The organism is Ornithinimicrobium pekingense DSM 21552 (assembly GCF_000421185.1).
GTDB classification, from domain to species: Bacteria; Actinomycetota; Actinomycetes; order Actinomycetales; family Dermatophilaceae; genus Ornithinicoccus; species Ornithinicoccus pekingensis.
In genome coordinates this window covers 404,148-422,574 of the sequence record NZ_ATWJ01000009.1, presented here as the reverse complement: position 1 = coordinate 422,574, position 18,427 = coordinate 404,148, and the positions used below count along the sequence as shown (strand labels likewise).

Sequence of the window (18,427 nt, the reverse complement as noted above, 5' to 3'; positions counted from 1 at the left end):
GACTTCAGGCGGTCGGCACGGGGGTCAGATGCTGACCCGGGCGACCGCCCGGACCCGTGCGTCGCCGGAGGCCTCGGCGGCGGAGCGCAGGGCGGCGGTCGCCCGGGGGTCCGCGACGAGCTCGCGCAGCGCCATGACCGCGGACAGCCGCACGTCGGCGACCTCGTCCTCCAGGGCCCGGGCCAGCGCCGGCACCGCCTCGACCGCGGCGGGGCCGCCGATGACGCACAGCACCTCGGCGGCGTGGGCGCGCACGGCGTCGGTGCCCTCAGTCAGGGCGTCGGTGAGCTGGGGGACCGCGGCCGCGCCCAGGTGCGCCAGCGCCCGGGTCAGGGCGTCGCGCGCCGGCAGCGAGCTGGGTCCGAGGCGGTCGAGGAGCAGCGGGACGACCTCCGGGTGGCCCACGCGGGACAGCGCCCAGCCCGCCTTGTCGACGACCGCGGGGTCCGGGTCGTCCAGCAGCCGGGACACGGCCGGGACCGTGCTCGGCTCGGCGATCTTGCTGAGCAGGTGCACCGCCTGGAGCCGCACGTCCCCGTCGGTGCCGTCCAGCACGGCCACGGCTTCCCGGGCCGCCGACTGCGGGGTCCGGGTCAGGGCCCAGGTGAGCGTCTCGCGCACGAAGAAGTCGGGCTCGGCCCACAGCGCCCGGGCCAGGGCGGGCACGTCCGCCGGGTCAGCGGCCCGACCGAGACGGACGGCGGCCTCCTGCCGCACGTCCTTGTCCGGGTGGCTCAGGGCGGTGAGCGCCGCCTTGGTCGGCCGGTCCGTGGTCGTCGGTGTCGTGTCCATGGCCGGGACGCTAGAGCCTCACGGCGCGTGAGGGTCCAGCCCGGCGCGCCGCGCAGGCCGCTGACCTGCACCGTCTACGCTGCGCTGCATGAGCGACGGTGCCGGGGCACACGGGGGTATGTGGTGAGTGCGCGACTGATCCCGGCGCAGCCGGTCTTCGTCAACAACGCCGAGCGGGAGGTGTGGGAGCGGCTCGCCGCCCAGCTCGGGGAGGACGACGTGCTGCTGGCCAACCAGCGGCTGACCGACCACGAGCAGGACCACGAGGCTGACCTCGTGGTGCTCATGCCCGACGCCGGGATCGTCGTGGTCGAGGTCAAGGGTGGCGGGATCGAGGTCGACAAGCAGGGTCGCTGGTGGCAGTACGGCGGCGGGTCCCGCCGGATCGACCCGGTCCGGCAGGCCCGGAAGAACAAGCACGCGCTGCGCGAGTACGTGCAGAAGGACCCGCGCTGGCGCGACTCGTCCATCGGCCGGGTGAGGTGGGCGCACACCGTCGTGACGCCATACGCGAGCGTCCCCGACGACTTCTCCCTGCCCGACTGCAGCCGCGAGATGGTGCACGGCAAGGACGACCAGAAGCACCTGGCCCGGCGGCTGCGGGGCGTCGCGGGGACGCAGGAGACCACCTACCCACCGCCCACGCTCGACGACGTCGAGCTGATCGTGGAGATCCTCACCGGCCGCAACCTCATGGTGCGGGAGGTGATGGCCGAGGCCGACGACCGCGAGGCGCGCGCCGACCGCCTCACCCAGGAGCAGGCGATGCTGCTGTCGGTCACCAGGCTGCTCCACCGCGTCGAGGTCCGCGGCGGGGCCGGCAGCGGCAAGACGGTCCTGGCGATGGCGCAGGCCAAGCAGCTGACCCGGGGGTTCGGGGAGCGCAAGGCGCAGCGGGTGGCGCTGCTGTGCTACTCGATCGGGCTGGGCGAGTGGTTCAAGCGCGCCTTCGAGGGCGAGGCGCGCAAGTCGCGCCCGGCGTTCATCGGCCGGTTCGAGGAGCTGGGCCGGGAGTGGGGCGCCCAGATCTCCGCCGACCGCAACGACTCGGCGTTCTGGGAGAAGGAGCTGCCCGCGCAGATGGCCGAGCTGGCCGCCGGGCTGCCCGACGGCAAGAAGTTCGACGCGATCATCGTCGACGAGGCCCAGGACTTCGCCGAGGACTGGTGGGTGCCGCTGCTCGCTGCGCTGAAGGACCCGGAGGAGGGCGGGCTCTACGTCTACTCCGACGAGAACCAGAAGGTCTTCGAACGCTTCGGCCGGCCGCCCGTCGCGCTCGTGCCGCTGGTGCTCGACCACAACCTGCGCAACACCCGGCAGATCGCCGAGAGCTTCGGCCCGCTGGCGCCGATGCGGATGCGGCCGATGGGTGGGGACGGGCCCGAGGTGGAGTTCGTGCACGCCTCTGCCGACGACGCGCTCACCGTCGCCGACGACCAGGTGGAGCGCCTGCTCGACGACGGGTGGCCCACCGAGCACGTCGCGCTCATCACGACCGGTGCCCGCCACCCGGAGCAGAACTCGCGGCAGGAGCAGCTCGGGCAGGAGGGCTACTGGCGCACGTTCTGGGAGTCCGACGACGTCTTCTACGGCCACGTGCTCGGCTGCAAGGGCCTGGAGCGGCGCGCCGTGGTGCTGTGCGTCAACGAGGACGGCACGCGTGACCGCTCCAAGGAGCGGCTTTACGTCGGGCTGTCGAGGGCGACCGACAAGCTCGTCGTCGTGGGCGACGCCGCGGTGGTCCGCGCCGCCGGCGGTGACGAGATCGGTCGTCGGCTGGGTCTGTCACACCTGGCTGCCACGATCTGAGCAGGCCGGGGGGAACGGACCCGGCCACCACCCGGGCCGCGACGGCCGGGCACCACGACCCCGCGACGGAGCGGGGACGGCGACAGGGAGGACATGAGGATGGCACGGACGGGGACGAGGGGGCGGAGGCGCACCAAGGCGGTGCTCCTCGGCGTCGTGGGGCTGCTGGTGATCGGCGGCCTGGGGGCGGCGCTGTCCGGCGACGAGGACGCGACGGCCACGCCGCCGGTCGCGGCGGCCGGTGCGGGTGCGGCGGCGGCCGGCTCGGAGGCCGAGCAGGAGGCCGCGGAGGAAGCGGCCGAGAAGGCGTCAGCGGAGCGCGAGGCTGCGGAGCAGGAGGCGGCCGAGAAGGAGGCTGCTGAGAAGGAAGCCGCCGAGCGCGAGGCGGCCGAGAAGGCGGCGGAGGAGCGGGCCGCCGAGCAGGCCGCTGCCGAGGAGCAGGCGGCCGCGGAGGAGGCGGCGTCGATGACGACGTCGCAGTCCAACGCGGTCCGGTCGGCGCAGGACTACCTTCGCTTCACCGCGTTCTCCCGCTCGGGCCTGATCGGCCAGCTGGAGTTCGAGGGCTACTCGACCGAGGACGCGACCTTCGCCGTCGACAGCCTCGACATCGACTACCGCGAGCAGGCGGTGAAGGCGGCGGGCAACTACCTCGACTTCTCGGCGTTCTCCCGGTCGGGCCTGATCGGCCAGCTGGAGTTCGAGGGCTACGCGACCGACGACGCGACGGCAGCAGTCGACAGCCTTGACGTCGACTACGCCGACCAGGCCGCCAGGTCGGCGCAGAACTACCTCGACTTCTCGGCGTTCTCTCGCGCCGGCCTGATCGACCAGCTGGTGTTCGAGGGCTACACGCAGGAGCAGGCGGCCTTCGGGGTGGACCATGTCGGGCTCTGAGGCGGCGGACGGGCCGGTGACCGGCGGCGGCGGGGCCGCCGACCAGCTCCTGTGCGAGCACCGCTGGGTCCCGGCCGAGGGCGAGGAGCCACGCTGTGCCTCCTGCGACCTCGGCTACGGCGACTACGTCGGGGGCACGGTGCGGGCTGCGCTGTCCCGGATGGGCATGTGGGACGACTGACGCCAGGCGGCGCCGGGGGGCCGGGCTGACGGGGCCCGGTCCTCGGCTCGTGCCGTGGTGCCCGACAGACCTGCCGAGGCGACGCGCACGGCATACCCTGCGGTGGTGCCAGAACAGCAGACGATCGTCATCACCGGGGCCAGCGACGGCATCGGCGCCGCCGCGGCCCGCCAGCTCAGCGAGAAGGGGCACCGGGTCGTCGTCGTGGGCCGCTCGCCCGAGAAGACCGCCGCGGTCGCCGACAGCATCAGCGCGCCCGCCCACGTCGCCGACTTCGCCGACCTCGAGCAGGTGCGCGCCCTCGCCGGCGAGCTGCGCGCCGCATACCCGCGGATCGACGTGCTCGCCAACAACGCCGGTGGCATCTTCACCCAGGAGACGACGGCCGACGGGTTCGACAAGACGCTGCAGGTCAACCACCTCGCGCCGTTCCTGCTGACGCACCTGCTCCTGGACCGTCTCGTCGAGTCGCGGGCCCGGGTCATCCAGACCTCGAGCGTCGGGCACCGGGCGTTCGGGCGGATCGACCTCGACGACCTGGACAACCGGCGGGCGTGGCGCGCCGAGAAGGCCTACGGCGACGCCAAGCTCGCCAACGTGCTGTTCACCAAGGAGCTGCACCGCCGCTTCTCGGGCAAGGGCGTCAGCGCTGCCGCCTTCCATCCCGGCGGGATCGCCACGAACTTCGCCAGCGACACCTCCAGCGTCATGCGCTTCGCCTACCACTCGCCGCTGCGCCACCTCATGACCAGCGTCGACACGGGCGGGCGGCGGCTGGTCTGGCTCGCCGAGGGCACGCCCGGCGTGACCTGGCAGTCGGGGGAGTACTACGAGCGCAACAAGCCGGGCAAGGTCAACCCCCAGGTCGCCGACGCCGACCTCGCGCGGGGGTTGTGGCAGCGCAGCGAGGCGATGCTGGAGCTGTGAGCCCGTCGAGACCTGGGCCCAGGGGTCTCGCGGCTGACGCCGCGCATGGTCGCGTTGCAGGACTAGGCTGAAACCGACCGGACGAGGGCGTCCGGGAAAGGGGTGCAGGTGATGGCACGAGGGTGGAAGGACCTGTCGCAGGGGCAGCAGGCCACGGCGCTCACGCTCGGCTCGGTGCAGCTGGCCCTGGCCATGACGGCCTGGGTGGACCTGGCGAGGCGGCCGGCGAGGCAGGTCAACGGGCCTAAGAGCATGTGGGCCGCGATCATCGCGGTCAGCTGGGTCGGCCCGGTGACCTACTTCGTCAAGGGTCGTCGCCGCTGACGGCGGGTCGCCCCGCCGACGGCGCGGCGGCGACTAATCGTCGCGGGCGACGACCTTCGGCTCGCCGATCGTCACACCCGGCACCGACAGGTCCTTGATGGCCTTGGAGACACCGGCGACCAGCGACGACGACGCACGGTCCTCCTCGCGGATGTCGTCGGGGGACAGCGAGCCCTCCGGGGTGTCGGACTCGACGGCCTCGACGAGGGCGTCCTCGTCGGTGATCTCGGCGTCCAGGGTGATGGTCAGCGTGTGCTTGCTCATCCCCCGAGCCTCGCGGACGAAGCCCCTGTCGGCCACCTGGGTCCACCTCCGTAGGCTGCCCGGATGGGATTCTTCAGCAGCGAGCACGAGGTCCGCGCACTCTCCAGGCAGGTGGCGAGCCTGTCGGCCCAGGTCGAGCGCCTCTCCTCGGTCGTCGAGCTGCTGGCCCGCCGTCAGGGGGTGGGCGACGCCGAGCTCGCCGCCCTGCAGGTCCGCGAGGAGCCCTGGGTCGCCGAGGCTCGCCACCTCAAGGCCACCCAGGGGCCGATCAAGGCGATCCGCCTGGTGCGCGAGCGCACGGGCAAGGGCCTGCGCGAGGCCAAGGAGATCGTCGACGGGCTGTGAGCCGGCTCTGACGGGCCGGCGGGCGGAGCGCCCGACCTGCCTACCATCGGTCCATGCGTCTTCTGCTGGTCCGGCACGGTCAGACACCCAACAACGTCCGCGGCGCGCTCGACACCGAGATCCCCGGGGCCAGGCTCACGGCGCTCGGCGAGGCGCAGGCCGACGCCATACCTGCGGCGCTCTCGGGGTATGACGTCGCCGCCGTCTACGCCACGCGCAAGGTCCGCACCCAGCTGACCGCGACGCCGCTGGCGCGGACGCGCGGGCTGGAGGTGCACGTCCGCCCGGGGCTGGAGGAGATCTCCGCAGGAGCGCTGACGATGCGCTCCGACGCGCAGTCGGTGGGGGCCTACGGCGAGACGCTCGTCGCCTGGATGCACGGTGACCTCGGGCGCCCCATGCCCGGCGGGCCTGACGGACACGCCTTCCTCGAGCGCTACGACGCCGCCGTCGGCGCGATCGTCGCGGAGCACGGCCCGGACGACACGGCGGTCGTGGTCAGCCACGGCGCGGCCATCCGCGTCTGGACGGCTCTGTCCGCCGGTCTGGACGGGCAGACGGCTGCCGACCTGACGATCAAGAACACCGGCATGGGCGTGCTGGAGGGTGACCCGGAGAGCGGCTGGGAGCTGGCGCTGTGGCACAGCGGGCCGCTCGGCGGTGCGCACCTGGCCGACGGCGGCGCCCACGACGTCACCGGTGAGAGCGCCGAGGACGCCGCGCAGGAGCCGACCCCGGACAGCTGAGAGCCGGAGACGGTTCTTCGAGCCGGTGCGAACCGGCTGCCAGAACCATCTCCGGCTCCAGGACGCTGCCCCAGGTCAGGCCGTGTGCGGGACCGTCCCGACCGCCGCGCGTGCCACCGAGCCGAGGGTGAAGGGCCCGGTCGGGTGCCCCAGACGATCCAGGTATGCCGTGCGCAGCGCCTCCCGCTGCTCCGGTGGCAGGGCGACCAGGTGGGTGCCGGCGGGTCCGACGCCGAGGAGCAGCGTCGACCACAGCTCCTGCACGTCGGTGTAGCGGGTGCGCACCTCGAGGCGTTCCTCGGCCACGTCGACCAGGCCCGCGCCCTCCAGCAGCGAGGTCAGCTCCCCGCCCCGCCCGAAGCGCATCGTGAGCAGCTCGTCGGGAGCCCGGGGGTCGACCGTGACGGCCGCGTCCCAGAAGGCGCGCAGCATCTCCATGCCGCCCTCGAAGTCCCAGACGCACGCCGCCACCCGCCCACCGGGGACGACGACGCGCCGCATCTGCTCCACCGCACGCTCGGCGTCGGTGGCGAAGTGCAGGACGAGCTGGGCCAGGGCGACGTCGAACGCGTCGTCCTCGAAGGGCAGCTCCTCGGCCGGCGCCTCGTGCAGCTCGACGTCGGGGTGCTTGGCACGGCAGGCCGCCAGCTGGCCCGGTGCGGGGTCGCAGCCGGTGACGTGGTCGGCGCCGAGCCGCCGCACCAGCTCCCCGGTCAGCGCACCCGTGCCGCAGCCGACGTCCAGCGCCCGCTGCCCCGCACGCACTCCGGCGAGGTCGGCCATGAGCGGGGCGAGGAGCACGGCATACCGGCCCATGAAGGCGTCGTAGGCGTCGCCTCCGGCGGTGAAGCTCCGGGCTCCCTCGACGGATGCCATGCCCGCATTCTCCACCTGCGTGCGGTGGGCGTCGAGGCCTCTGCCGGTTGCGTCAGCGGAGGTCGGCGGCGCGCCGCAGCAGCAGGCCCAGGACCACCAGTGCGACGCCGGCCCCGGCCACCCCCGGGCGCAGCCACCGCGGCTCGCCCTCGAGCGGGTAACCGAAGAGCGCCGTCTCGCCGACCGGCCACGCGAGCAGCACGGCCCCCGCCGTCACGTGACCCCACTCGCGCGGCCACGCCCGGCCGCGCACCTCGGCGACGGCCGTGACGGTCGGCAGCACCCCGTTGCAGACGACCAGGGCGACGCCGGGCACGAGCCAGGTGTCGACCACGGGCAGCCGCTCGCGCATCCACGTCGGCAGCCCCATCGCGCCGCGGGGGTCGGCGATCATCGACCCGCCCCCGCCGAGAGCGGAGAGGGCGACGACAGCCTCCAGGGCGACGACCGTCGCCCGGACGGCCCTGACCGGACGGAGCACCATGAGCTGCCTCCTCCCGGCCAGCATCTCAGTCGCGCGAGAGCCGGTCCACCGTGTCGTTGACCACATCGACGGCCTTGGCGAGCAGGGGACGGTCCTCGCCCCCGGAGGCCCACGACGGGTCCTGCGGCATCGGACCCATGGGGTCGGCCTGCGCCGGGTCCTCGCGCCCCGCCAGCGACTGCTCGGCCAGCGACCGGCGGATCGCCTCGTCCAGGCCCACGAGCTCGTGCCCGGCGGGCAGCAGGTCGCGGCGGAAGTCCTCCTCGCCGCAGACCATGTCGTGGTGCAGGCTCTCGACCAACGCCTCCACCGTGGGTGTCGGCACGTCGGTCAGCGCGCCGACGAGCGTGCCCACCAGGTCGGTCGGCAGCAGCGGCACCTCCACCTGCGGGCGGTCCAGGCCGGCGAGCTCGGCATAGCGCCTGAGCAGGTCGGCGTAGGGCAGCCGCTCCGGGCCGCCGATGTCGTAGCTGCGGGTGCCGGTCTGCGCGGTGAGCGCGCCGAGGAGCGCCTCGACGGCGTCGACGACGGCCACCGGCTGCACGTCCGAGCGCATCCAGGTCGGCACCGTCTCCACGGGCAGGCGCTCGCTGACCTGGCGGATGATCTCGAAGGAGGTCGAGCCGCTGCCGAGCAGGACCGCGGCCCGCAGCGTGAGGACCGTCGCCGGCGTGGAGGCGAGGATCTCCTCGACCTCGAGACGGGAGCGGATGTGCTCGCTGAGGTCGGAGGAGTCGGCCTGCGGCACGATCCCGGAGAGGTAGACCACGCGCGGCGTGCCGTGCCGGGTCACGGCGTCGGCGACGTTGCGGGCGGCCCGACGGTCCTGCTCGGCGAAGTCGCTCCCGCCGCCCATGCCGTGGATGAGGTAGTAGACCGCCTCGACGCCGTCCACCGCGTCCGCCACCTGCTGCGGGTCCTTGACGTCCATCGTCACGGTCTCCACGCGGTCGGACCACCAGGGACCCTCGCGGTCGGGGTTGCTGGTGGTCGTGCGCACCTCGTGGCCCTCGGCGAGGAGGCGCGGCACGAGACGTCCGCCGACGTAGCCGGTGGCACCGGTGACGAGAACCCTCACGACATCCCTGCTTCCTGTGGTCGGCCCGTCGGCCACCGTAGCGGGCGCAGCATGGTCGCGCTGCTCGTGCGGGCGCCGCACACCCTGTCGCGTCGCCCCCCGGACATAGGTGTTGCGGCCCCATTGCCGCAACGCCGCCGACTGTAGCGCCCATCCGTCGCCCCGACAGTGACGGGCGTCACACCGACGTCCGGCGCCGTCCGCGAGGCCTAGGCCGGCTGCGCGCCGAGCTGGCGGCGCACGGCATACCCGGTCTGCAGGTCGGTGATCGCGACCTCGACCATCCCGTTGCCGTCGACGGTGTAGACCTCCTCGACCTCGGGTCCGTCGACACGCCGCACGGGCACCTCGCGCAGGTCGCGGCCGTCGCGCAGGGCGGGGTCGAAGGGCACGACGACCTCGCCGAAGGGCACCAGGTCACCCTGCGGCGTGCCGCCCGCGCCGGTGAACTCGACGAACCGGAAGTGCCCGACGTTGTGCGCGGCCCGGTAGCGGCGGCGCACGCTCAGGTCCTGGCCCGGCACGACCCGCTGGTCGCGGCCGAGGATCTGGTCGAAGGCGACCTCCCGCCCGGCGCCGCCCTCGCGGAAGACCCCGACGGCGCGGGAGAGCCGGTCGCGCAGGGAGTAGTCGGAGCCCTGGTCGCTGGCGATGGCCAGGCCGATGGCGGTCGAGGCGGCCGGCATCGGCGCGCGGTGCACCCGGCGCCCGAAGCGCTCGCGCAGCAGCCGCGGCACCAGCGGCAGCGCCGACGCCCCGCCGACCAGGTAGAGCCCCGCGACGTCGGCCGGGGTCCCCTCGTCGAGCCCGTGCACGAGCGGGGCCATCGCCTCCATGGTGCGGGTGACCAGCGGCGCGGCCGCCTCGTAGAAGTCCTCGACCGGCACGGTCACCGGCTCGCCGGCGACGTCGAGCACCACCCGCCGGCTTTGCGGGGCCAGGCGCTCCTTGGCCTCCCGGGCCTGCTCGAGCAGGTCGAGGTATGCCGTGCCGCGCCGGTCCGCCTCGCCCGCCCCGGCTCGGGCGAGCGTCAGGTCGGCCAGCACGGCGTCGAAGTCGTCACCGCCGAGGCGGTTGAGGCCCAGCGAGGCGTCCACGTCGTGCTGGGGGCCATCGATGGTGACGAGCGAGGCGTCGAAGGTGCCGCCGCCCAGGTCGTAGACCACGACCCGGTTGCGCTGGCGGGTCAGCGTGCGGGTCTTGCGGTGGGAGTACTCGAAGCCGGCGGCCGACGGCTCGTTGACCATCTGGACGACGTCGAAGCCCGCCGCCCGGAAGGCCTCGAGGGTGAGGAAGCGCTGCGCGCTGTGGGCGTGCGCCGGCACGGAGACGACCGTGCGGCCCAGGTCCTCGCCGCTGACCGTGGACCGGGTGCGCAGGGCCTCCCCGAGCGCGGACAGGAAGCCGGTGAGCAGGTCGGCCAGCGCGACCGGCTCGTCTCCGACGAGCAGCTCGGTGTGCGGGCCGACGTCCGGGGCGGCCATGGCGCGCTTGAAGGAGCGCAGCACGGGGGCGCCCTGCGCGACCGCGTCGAGCGCGGCATACCCGAAGAGCAGGCCCTGCGTGCCGGGACCGGTGCGGGCCACCACGGAGGGTAACCACTCGCGCACGTCGTCGTCGGTGTCGAGGAAGCCGACGACCGGGTAGTTGCCCCGGTCCGAGACGGCGACGGTGGTGCGGGTGGTGCCGAGGTCGACCCCAAGATCCATGGGGGCGACGCTACCAACGCCGCCTGCGTGGCCGTGCGCCGCTTCAGTCCCGCGGGAGGACCGTCAGCACCCGCGCGACGTGGTCGCGGAACTCCTGCATGAAGTCGGTGAGGATCTTCTGCAGCTCCGGGTCCTTGACCTCGCCGTTCTCCCCGTAGGCGTCCGGGTCGAACTGGATGTAGGCCTCGGGCGCGGTCATCTGGCGGGCGTTGCAGTAGCTGAGGATGCCGCGCAGGGTCTGCTGGCCGACCGCGGTGCCGATGCCGCCGGGGGAGGCGCCGATCACGCCCGCGGGCACGTGGTCGAAGGAGTTCTTGCCGTAGGGGCGCGAGGCCCAGTCGATGGCGTTGGCGAGGGCACCGGGGATCGAGCGGTTGTACTCCGGCGTGACGAAGAGCACCGCCTGGGAGTCGGCGATCGACTCCTTCAGGGCCGTCGCCTCGGGCGGGTAGTCGCTGTCGAGGTCGCGGTTGTAGAGCGGGAGGTTGTCGATGCGGATCTCGCTGAACTCCAGGTCGTCGGGGGCGACCTGCATGAGCGCCTGCATCAGGGTCCGGTTGATCGAGTCCGACGACAGGCTTCCGATGATGTAGCCGACCTTGTAGGTCATGTGCTCCTCCTGGTGGTGTGGTGGGTCCTGGTCCTGGTCCTGGTCCTGGTCCTGGGTGGCTCAGCCGGCGGCGGCGCGCAGCTTGTCCAGCAGCGGCTCGGCGGCCTCGCGCAGGAAATCGTCCTGGGTCTGCCCGCCGACCTGCACGAGCGCGATGTCGGTGAACCCGGCCTCCCAGTAGGGGCGGACCGCCTCGACGACGGCGTCCAGGTCGGGCCCGCAGGGGATCGCCTCGGCCACGTCCTCGGGCCGCACGAACTGCGTCGCGCCCGCGAACCCCATCGTCGTCGGCAGGTCCGCGTTGACCGCCCAGCCGCCGGCGAACCACCGGAACTGCTCGTGCGCGCGCTCGACCGCACGCTGCTCGTCGGTGTCCCAGCAGATCGGGATCTGGCCCACGGCGCGTGCCTGCCCGCCCTCGATCTGCGGCGCACCCTCGGTGCTGTTCCACCTCGCGATGAGCTCCTTGTCCGGCTCGGTGGCGATCAGGTGGTCGGCGAGCGGTGCCAGGGTCTGGACCGCCTCCTCGCCGCCGACGGCGACCGCGATGTCCACGCCCTCCTCCGGCAGGTCCCAGATGCGGGCGGAGGGCACGTCGTAGTACTCGCCCCGGTGCTCGACGAGCTCGCCGGTGTGCAGCTCGCGGATGATCGTGATCGCCTCGGCCAGCATGTCCTGGCGGGTCTTGACCGTGGGCCAGCCCTGCCCGACGACGTGCTCGTTGAGGTTCTCCCCGCTGCCCACGCCCAGGGTGAACCGTCCGTCGGCCAGCAGCTGCAGCGTCGCCGCCTTCTGCGCCACGACCGCCGGGTGGTAGCGCATCGTCGGGCAGGTCACGTAGGTCATCAGGCCGACCCGCTCCGTCGCGTGGGCGACCGCCCCGAGGACGCTCCAGGCGTAGGGAGAGTGGCCCTGGGCGGACAGCCACGGGAAGTAGTGGTCGCTGCTCACCTCGAAGTCGAAGCCGCGCTCCTCGGCCGCGACCGCGAAGCGGACGAGGTCCTTGGGGCCGGCCTGCTCGGTCATGAGGGTGTAGCCGAAGCGGATGTCAGTCATGGCGCCATCGTGTCGGTCGCAGGGCGCTGCTGCCCGCTGAGCCGCCTCCCGTATGTGTTGACACAAACTACTTTTGTGTCTACGTTTGTGTCACCCACCCACCTGGAGGTCTCCCGATGCTCGTCGACGCCATCGTCCTGCTGCTGGTCGGGCTGCTCGCCCTGCTGCTGCCCTCGAGCAGTGTCTACCGTGCGCACCTGAGCCGTCGGCTCGTGCACCAGACCCGGGCGCACCTCCCCGCCGACCAGGCGACCGCGCTGGAGGCCCGGGTCGCGCGTCGTGCCAGGGGTATGGGCGCGGGCATCGTGCTCGCCGGGGCGGGGGCGCTGGTGGCGGCGCTGGCGTGGGACGGCGCGGAGGAGGCGCGGGGCGGACTGCTCTTCCTGTCCTTGGTGTTCGTCGGCGGGGCAGCCGGGCTGGCGACCGTCGACGTGCTGCGGCCCGGTGCCGTCCCCGACGGCCCACGCAGCGCGCGGGCCACCGTCCCCACCCTGGCCGACTACGTGCCGCGGCCGCTGCGCATCCTGTCCTGGGTCTTCGTGGGCGCGGGCGGCGTGGCGCTCGCCACCACCCTGGTGCTGGCCCGGTCGGCGTGGTTCGACACCACCACCCTCCTGAGCAGCCCGGTGCCGCTGCTGGCCGTCGCCCTGCCGCTGCTGGTGGTCCTGTGCGGGCTGGCCGTGCGCCGGGTGCTCGACGCGCCCCAGCCGGCGCGCGACGAGGTGGAGCTCTTCTGGCAGGACGCGGTCCGGGCCCAGACGCTGAACTCGCTGGTGGCCACGGCGCCGCTGGTCAGCCTGCTGGCGCTCACCGTGTGCGGTGCGGTCTTGGACGACGCAGCCTCGGCCGCGGCGCTGGCCCGGGGCGAGGTGGGGCCCGGGTGGAGCCTCGTGCTGCTGGTCGCCTCCTACGCGCTGCCGTTCGTGCTGGTCCTCGTAGCGCTCGCCCTGACGGTGGCGACCGGTCGGCGGCACAGCGGCGGCATGCACCACTTCCGTGACCGGCTGTGGGGTGGGCGGGCAGCCGGCCGGCCGGGGGGCAGCACCGTGACCGGGCCCTCCCCGTCGGAGGCATGATGCTCAGCATCGACCCGACGTCCGGGGACGCGCCCTTCGCCCAGCTGCGGGCCCAGATCATCGCCCGCGTCTCCGACGGCACCCTCGGGCCGGGTGACCGGTTGCCCACCGTGCGGCGCCTCGCCGGCGACCTCGGCATCGCGCCCAACACGGTCGCCCGTGCCTACCGCGAGCTGGAGGCCGACGGGGTGCTGGAGGGGCGAGGCCGCTCCGGCACGTTCGTGCGGGCGACCGTCACCGCGGGCCGGGCCGCGCCGGCCGCGGTGTCGGCCCGGGCGGCGGCGCAGCGGTATGCCGAGGCGACCCGCTCGCTCGGGCTGTCGCCGGCCGAGGCCCTCGCCCTGGCCAGGCAGGCCCTGGGCGCCTGAGTGCGCGGCGGGCGCGTGCACGGCATACCCGGGGTGTGGCAGGTTGAGACCGAGAGACCGCCCACCCGTCACGAGGAGACCACCGTGCAGATCAAGGACAACGGCCCCGGCCCCAACGCCTTCGACATCGAGACCGCGACCCGCGAGAACACGAACTACCGCACGGTGGCCTGGACCGGGAAGTTCCTGCAGGTCACCCTCATGTCGATCCCTCCCGGGGAGTCGATCGGGCTGGAGGTGCACCCCGACACCGACCAGTTCCTGCGCCTGGACGCCGGGCGCGGGCGGTGCGTCATGGGCCCCGCGGAGGACGACCTGACCTTCGAGCAGGACGTCGAGGACGGCTGGTCGATCCAGGTGCCGGCCGGCACGTGGCACGACGTCGTCAACACCGGTGACGAGCCGATGCGGCTCTACGCCATCTACGCCCCGGTGCACCACGCCCCGGGCATCGTGCAGGCCACGGCCGACGAGGCGGAGCGGGACGAGAAGTCGGGCCAGGACGAGCCGCCCTCGTGGTCCGTCCAGCCCTCGGGTTCGGCACCGGACGGCCACGCCGGCTGACATGACGAGGCCCCACGAGGTGCTCGAGGCCGCGACGGTCGCCCGGGAGGTCCACGAGCTGGCCCCGGACTACCGGGCGCTGCTGGTCGTCGCCGACGGGCTCACGCCCGGTGAGGGGACCGACGATGAGCTCCTGGCCCGCGCCGAGGAGCACGCTTGCTCGCTGCTGGCCGAGCGGCCGGTCGAGGAGCTGCCGCACGTGGCGGCGTGGCGCGCGGCATACCGGGCCTTCGGCGCCAAGCCGCAGCGCACGCGGAACAGCCTCGAGGCCTTGACGCGGCGCGCGCCCGACGGGCTGCCGCGGGTGAACCGGCTGACCGACGTCTACAACGCGGTCTCGGTGCTGCACCAGGTGCCGGTCGGCGGGGAGGACCTCGGCCGGTATGCCGGGGCGCCGCGCCTCGTGCGCGCCACGGGCCAGGAGCGGTTCGACACCGCCGCCGGCGGGCAGGACGTGGTCGAGCACCCTGAGCCCGGGGAGGTCGTCTGGTGCGACGACGCCGGCGTGACCTGCCGGCGGTGGAACTGGCGGCAGGCGCGACGGACCCAGCTGCACGAGGGGACGGGGACGGCGCTGTTCATCCTGGACGCGCTGGCGCCGATGACGGACGCGGCGCTCGGCGCGGCGGCGGACGACCTGGTCGAGCACCTGTCCGCGCTCGGCCCGTCCGTGCGCACCTGGCGGCGGTTGCTCGCCCCCTGACGCAGGCCTGTCGGTGGACCTGCCTATCCTCGGGGCCATGACCGCAGGGGGAGGGGGAGGAGGCTGATGTTCCTGCACGACGACCGGCTGGTCCTGTCCGCGACCGACGTCACCCGTCACGTCGGGTGCGCGCACGCGACGTCGCTGGAGCGCGAGGTGGCCGCCGGTCGCCGCGAGGCCCCCGTGACCCAGGACGTCGGGATGCAGCTGGTCACCGCCATGGGCCAGGAGCACGAGGAGGCCTACCTGCGACGGCTGCGCGACGAGGGGCGGCGCGTCGTCGAGGTCGCCCGCGCGGGCAGCTGGGCCGAGCGTGAGCGGCTCACCCTGGAGGCGATGCACGCGGGGGCCGACGTCGTCTACCAGGCGACGCTCTTCGACGGCAGCTGGCTGGGGCACGCCGACTTCCTCCTGCGCGCCGAGCGGCCCAGCCGGCTCGGCGGGTGGAGCTACGACATCGCCGACACCAAGCTCGCCCGGCACCTCTCGGTCGACGCGCTGCTGCAGATGGCCGGGTATGCCGCGCGCCTGGAGCAGCTGCAGGGCACACCCGCCCGGCGGCTCACGGTGGTCGCCGGGGACGGCAGGGAGCACCACTGGCGCCCGGCCGACGTCATGGCCTACGCACGGCGGATGCGCTCGCGGCTGGTGGGTTTCCTGGCGTCGGGCGACGAGACCGAGCCGGCACCCTCGGCGGCCTGCGGTCGGTGCCGGTGGATCGAGCACTGCACCGACCACTGGGACGAGGTCGACGACCTCTCACGCGTGGCCGGGCTGCGCGGGGACCACCGCGAGGCGCTGCGGGAGCACGGCATCACCACGGTGGCGGCGCTCGCGGCGGCCGGCCCCGAGGAGCTGCACGGCGTGCTGAGCAGCCGGGTGCGCGACCGGCTGCACGGCCAGGCCCGGCTGCAGGTGCAGGAACGGGAGACCGGCGAGGCCGCATACGAGCTCCTGCCGCCCGAGACGGGCCGCGGCCTGCAGCTGCTGCCCGAGCCCGACGTGGGTGACGTCTACCTCGACTTCGAGGGCGACCCCTTCGCCGACGGCGGGGTCGGGCGGGAGTATCTCGCCGGCATCTGGACGCGCGACGGCGACTACCTCGACTGGTGGGCGCACGACCCCGCGGAGGAGGCGCGGCTGACGGGCGACCTGCTGGGGTGGCTGCTCGAGCGCTGGCGCCGGCACCCGGGCATGCACGTCTACCACTACGCCGCCTACGAGGTCACGGCGCTGAAGCGGATGACCGGGCAGCACGCGACGGGCGAGAGCGGGCTCGACCAGCTGCTGCGCGGCGGGCGGTTCGTCGACCTCTACCAGGTGGTGCGGCAGGGCGTGCGCCTGTCCAAGCCGTCCTACTCGATCAAGAAGGTCGAGGACTTCTACTGGCACCGGACGCGGACGGCGGCCGAGGGCGAGGTCGCCGACGGCATGGCGTCCGTGGTCGAGTACGAGCGGTGGCTGGCCGAGGGGCGGACCGACGACGGTGTGCTGCAGGCGCTCCGCCGCTACAACCGTGAGGACGTGCGGTCGACGCACGCCCTGCACGAGTGGCTGGAGGGGCTGCGGGCCGAGCTCGCCACGGCGCACCCCGGCGTCGAGCTGACGCGTCCGGCGCCGTCGGAGGTCGTGGAGGCCCGGGACAGCGAGCGGATGCTCGCCGAGCAGCGGCTCGCCCAGCGGCTGGCCGACGACGGGCAGACGCTGCTCGCCGGGCTCGTCGGCTGGCACCGGCGGGAGGACAAGCCGCGCTGGTGGGACTACTACCGCACCGAGACGATGTCGGTCGAGGAGCTGATGGAGGACGGGCGGGCGATCGGCGCCGTCGGGCCTCCGGTCGCGGTCGGCACCGAGAAGCGGTCCACGGTCTGGCAGTACGACTTCCCGCCGCAGGACGCGGTGATGACCGGTGTGGGCGATGCCGTGGTCGACGCCCGGACGCACGAGACGGTCGGCACCCTGGTGGGGCTGGACGCGGAGGCGGGCTGGGTGCGGGTCAAGCGCGGCACCGGCCGCGAGCCGCTGCGACCCGACGCCCTGGTGCAGAAGGAGGTGCTCTCCTCCGGGCCGCTGCAGGACTCCCTGAGCCGCCTGGGTGCCGCCGCGCTCGACGGGGGTGAGGAGCTGGGGCTGCGGCTGGTCGCGCGGACGACACCGGTGATCCCGGCACGCGAGACGGCGGAGACGGCCGGCGACCTCATGCGGCGCGTCGGCCGCGGTCTCGACGGCGAGGTGCTGGCCGTTCAGGGGCCGCCGGGGGCCGGCAAGTCCTACAACGGGGCGCTGCTCGTGCGTGACCTGCTCGACGCCGGCAAGCGGGTCGGGGTGACCGCGCAGTCGCACCGGGTCATCGCCGACCTGATGGACAACGTGGGGCGCCCGGGGGTCCGCAAGGGGAGCGGCCGCGGTGTCCCCGCGGCGGAGGACGCGACCGTCCGGGTCGTCACCGACAACGGCTCGGTCGACGAGGCCGTCGCCGAGGGCGTGACCTTCCTCGGAGGCACGGCCTGGCTCTGGGCGCGGGAGGAGATGCGGCAGGCGGTCGACGTGCTCGTGGTCGACGAGGCGGGCCAGTTCTCGCTGGCCAACGCCGCCGCCGTCGCGCAGGGTGCCCGCTCCATGGTCCTGCTCGGAGACCCCCAGCAGCTGCGCTCACCCACGCAGGCGACCCACCCGTGGGGCGCGGGGGTCTCGGCCCTGGAGCACCTGCTCGACGGGCACGAGACGATCGACCCCGCGAGGGGTGTCTTCCTCGACCGCACCTGGCGCATGCACCCGCGGATCACCGACTTCGTCTCCGAGCTGGCCTACGAGGGTCGCCTCGGGGCCGACCGCTGCACCGAGGGCCAGGTGGTCGACGCACCAGGACGCCTGACGGGCGCGGGCCTGCGCTGGGTCCCGGTGCCGCACGTCGGCAGCTCGTCGTGCTCGCCCGAGGAGGCGGGCGTGGTGCGGGCCCTGGTGGACGACCTGCTGCGCGGCGACTGGGTCGACGAGCGGGGCGAGCGTCGACCCCTCGCGCCGGAGGACGTCCTGGTCGTCGCGCCGTTCAACGCCCACGTGGCCGAGCTGCGCTCCCGGCTGCCCGACGCGGTCCCGGTCGGGACGGTCGACAAGTTCCAGGGTCACGAGGGTGCGGTCGTCATCTACTCGATGGCGGCGTCCACCGCTGACGACGCGCCGCGCGGCGTGAGCTTCCTCTACGACGTGCACCGGCTCAACGTCGCCGTCTCCCGCGCCCGGGCGCTGGCGGTCGTCGTCGCCTCGCCGGCGCTGCTCGAGGCCCCCGTGAACGCCCCCGAGCAGCTGCGCGCCGTCAACGCCCTCTGCCGCTTCGTCGACGAGGCCGACACCGTCTGACACGACCGGGGACGTGATGTGTCCACCCCATACCCGACCGGGGACGTGGTGTGTCCGCCCCATACCCGACCGGGGACGTCGTGCGTACACCCCATACCCGACCGGGGACGTGGTGTGTCCGCCCCATACCCGACCGGGGACGTGGTGTGTCCGCCCCGTCCGCGACCGAGGACGTACTGTGCGCGGCACCAAGCCGGTGAGCGTGCGCACCACGTCCTCGGTGGGGCTTAGGGCGTGCGTGCGGCGTCGTCGGTGGGG

20 protein-coding genes are annotated in these 18,427 nt (G+C 73.8%); 12 read left to right on the top strand and 8 right to left on the bottom strand.

Translation table 11 applies throughout. The features are described from left to right. Positions 1-24: 24 nt before the first annotated feature. Positions 25-792 carry a HEAT repeat domain-containing protein gene (locus tag K330_RS20365; protein ID WP_022921599.1) on the bottom strand — a complete coding sequence of 256 codons (768 nt, stop codon included), beginning with the start codon at positions 790-792 and terminating at the stop codon, positions 25-27. A gap of 123 nt (positions 793-915) precedes the next feature. On the opposite strand from K330_RS20365, the gene K330_RS0109480 reads away from it, so the two are divergent. The 5 genes from K330_RS0109480 to K330_RS0109460 all read left to right on the top strand — a co-directional run bounded on the left by K330_RS0109480 (position 916) and on the right by K330_RS0109460 (position 4,930). Next, a complete protein-coding gene (locus K330_RS0109480) occupies positions 916-2,601 on the top strand; it encodes a nuclease-related domain-containing DEAD/DEAH box helicase (RefSeq protein WP_029202507.1) in 1,686 nt (561 codons plus the stop codon). A 99-nt stretch (positions 2,602-2,700) separates the two neighbouring features. Beyond that, on the top strand, positions 2,701-3,498 hold the full coding sequence (locus K330_RS0109475) for an Ltp family lipoprotein (protein ID WP_022921597.1): 798 nt from the start codon (positions 2,701-2,703) through the stop codon (positions 3,496-3,498). Beyond that, positions 3,485-3,679, top strand: coding sequence for a hypothetical protein (locus K330_RS0109470; protein WP_022921596.1), 195 nt, complete (start codon positions 3,485-3,487; stop codon positions 3,677-3,679). The genes K330_RS0109475 and K330_RS0109470 overlap by 14 nt, the downstream gene beginning before the upstream one ends. 105 nt (positions 3,680-3,784) lie before the next feature. Continuing rightward, complete coding sequence (locus tag K330_RS0109465) at positions 3,785-4,606, top strand: SDR family NAD(P)-dependent oxidoreductase (RefSeq protein WP_029202506.1); 822 nt, start codon at positions 3,785-3,787, stop codon at positions 4,604-4,606. A 111-nt stretch (positions 4,607-4,717) separates the two neighbouring features. Further along, positions 4,718-4,930, top strand: coding sequence for a PLDc N-terminal domain-containing protein (locus K330_RS0109460; protein WP_029202505.1), 213 nt, complete (start codon positions 4,718-4,720; stop codon positions 4,928-4,930). A 33-nt stretch (positions 4,931-4,963) separates the two neighbouring features. Here the strand turns inward: K330_RS0109460 and K330_RS0109455 are convergent, their stop codons facing one another. Further along, positions 4,964-5,194 carry a hypothetical protein gene (locus K330_RS0109455; RefSeq protein ID WP_156875755.1) on the bottom strand — a complete coding sequence of 77 codons (231 nt, stop codon included), beginning with the start codon at positions 5,192-5,194 and terminating at the stop codon, positions 4,964-4,966. Positions 5,195-5,257: 63 nt separating this feature from the next. On the opposite strand from K330_RS0109455, the gene K330_RS20360 reads away from it, so the two are divergent. Further along, the gene (locus K330_RS20360; RefSeq protein WP_022921592.1) at positions 5,258-5,539 is read left to right on the top strand and encodes a hypothetical protein; all 282 of its coding nucleotides are present in this window, start codon (positions 5,258-5,260) and stop codon (positions 5,537-5,539) included. Positions 5,540-5,592: 53 nt separating this feature from the next. Then, complete coding sequence (locus tag K330_RS0109445) at positions 5,593-6,285, top strand: histidine phosphatase family protein (RefSeq protein WP_022921591.1); 693 nt, start codon at positions 5,593-5,595, stop codon at positions 6,283-6,285. A 75-nt stretch (positions 6,286-6,360) separates the two neighbouring features. Here K330_RS0109445 and K330_RS0109440 read toward each other — a convergent pair whose 3' ends face one another. The 6 genes from K330_RS0109440 to K330_RS0109415 all read right to left on the bottom strand — a co-directional run bounded on the left by K330_RS0109440 (position 6,361) and on the right by K330_RS0109415 (position 12,098). After that, complete coding sequence (locus K330_RS0109440) at positions 6,361-7,161, bottom strand: class I SAM-dependent methyltransferase (protein WP_022921590.1); 801 nt, start codon at positions 7,159-7,161, stop codon at positions 6,361-6,363. A gap of 52 nt (positions 7,162-7,213) precedes the next feature. Then, positions 7,214-7,645, bottom strand: a complete 432-nt coding sequence (locus K330_RS0109435) for a hypothetical protein (RefSeq protein ID WP_022921589.1) — start codon at positions 7,643-7,645, stop codon at positions 7,214-7,216. A gap of 25 nt (positions 7,646-7,670) precedes the next feature. Beyond that, complete coding sequence (locus K330_RS20355) at positions 7,671-8,723, bottom strand: NAD(P)H-binding protein (RefSeq protein ID WP_022921588.1); 1,053 nt, start codon at positions 8,721-8,723, stop codon at positions 7,671-7,673. Positions 8,724-8,932: 209 nt separating this feature from the next. Then, a complete protein-coding gene (locus K330_RS0109425; protein ID WP_022921587.1) occupies positions 8,933-10,432 on the bottom strand; it encodes an Hsp70 family protein in 1,500 nt (499 codons plus the stop codon). Positions 10,433-10,475: 43 nt separating this feature from the next. Next, on the bottom strand, positions 10,476-11,042 hold the full coding sequence (locus K330_RS0109420; protein ID WP_022921586.1) for an NADPH-dependent FMN reductase: 567 nt from the start codon (positions 11,040-11,042) through the stop codon (positions 10,476-10,478). A 60-nt stretch (positions 11,043-11,102) separates the two neighbouring features. Continuing rightward, entirely contained in the window at positions 11,103-12,098 is a 996-nt protein-coding gene (locus tag K330_RS0109415; RefSeq protein WP_022921585.1) for an LLM class F420-dependent oxidoreductase, read from the bottom strand. 116 nt (positions 12,099-12,214) lie between these two features. Here K330_RS0109415 and K330_RS0109410 point away from each other — a divergent pair, with 116 nt between their 5' ends. The 5 genes from K330_RS0109410 (at position 12,215) to K330_RS0109390 (ending at position 18,169) form a co-directional block, all read left to right on the top strand. Further along, positions 12,215-13,174 (top strand): hypothetical protein, encoded by a 960-nt coding sequence (locus K330_RS0109410; protein ID WP_022921584.1) that lies wholly within the window; start codon positions 12,215-12,217, stop codon positions 13,172-13,174. Further along, on the top strand, positions 13,171-13,542 hold the full coding sequence (locus tag K330_RS0109405; RefSeq protein WP_029202504.1) for a GntR family transcriptional regulator: 372 nt from the start codon (positions 13,171-13,173) through the stop codon (positions 13,540-13,542). The genes K330_RS0109410 and K330_RS0109405 overlap by 4 nt, the downstream gene beginning before the upstream one ends. An 84-nt stretch (positions 13,543-13,626) precedes the next feature. Then, positions 13,627-14,106 carry a cupin domain-containing protein gene (locus K330_RS0109400; protein ID WP_022921582.1) on the top strand — a complete coding sequence of 160 codons (480 nt, stop codon included), beginning with the start codon at positions 13,627-13,629 and terminating at the stop codon, positions 14,104-14,106. 1 nt (position 14,107) lies between these two features. Beyond that, on the top strand, positions 14,108-14,809 hold the full coding sequence (locus K330_RS0109395; RefSeq protein WP_022921581.1) for a B3/B4 domain-containing protein: 702 nt from the start codon (positions 14,108-14,110) through the stop codon (positions 14,807-14,809). 66 nt (positions 14,810-14,875) lie between these two features. Then, positions 14,876-18,169: a TM0106 family RecB-like putative nuclease gene (locus K330_RS0109390; protein WP_022921580.1), complete on the top strand. Its 3,294-nt coding sequence runs from the start codon at positions 14,876-14,878 to the stop codon at positions 18,167-18,169. Positions 18,170-18,427 lie beyond the last annotated feature (258 nt).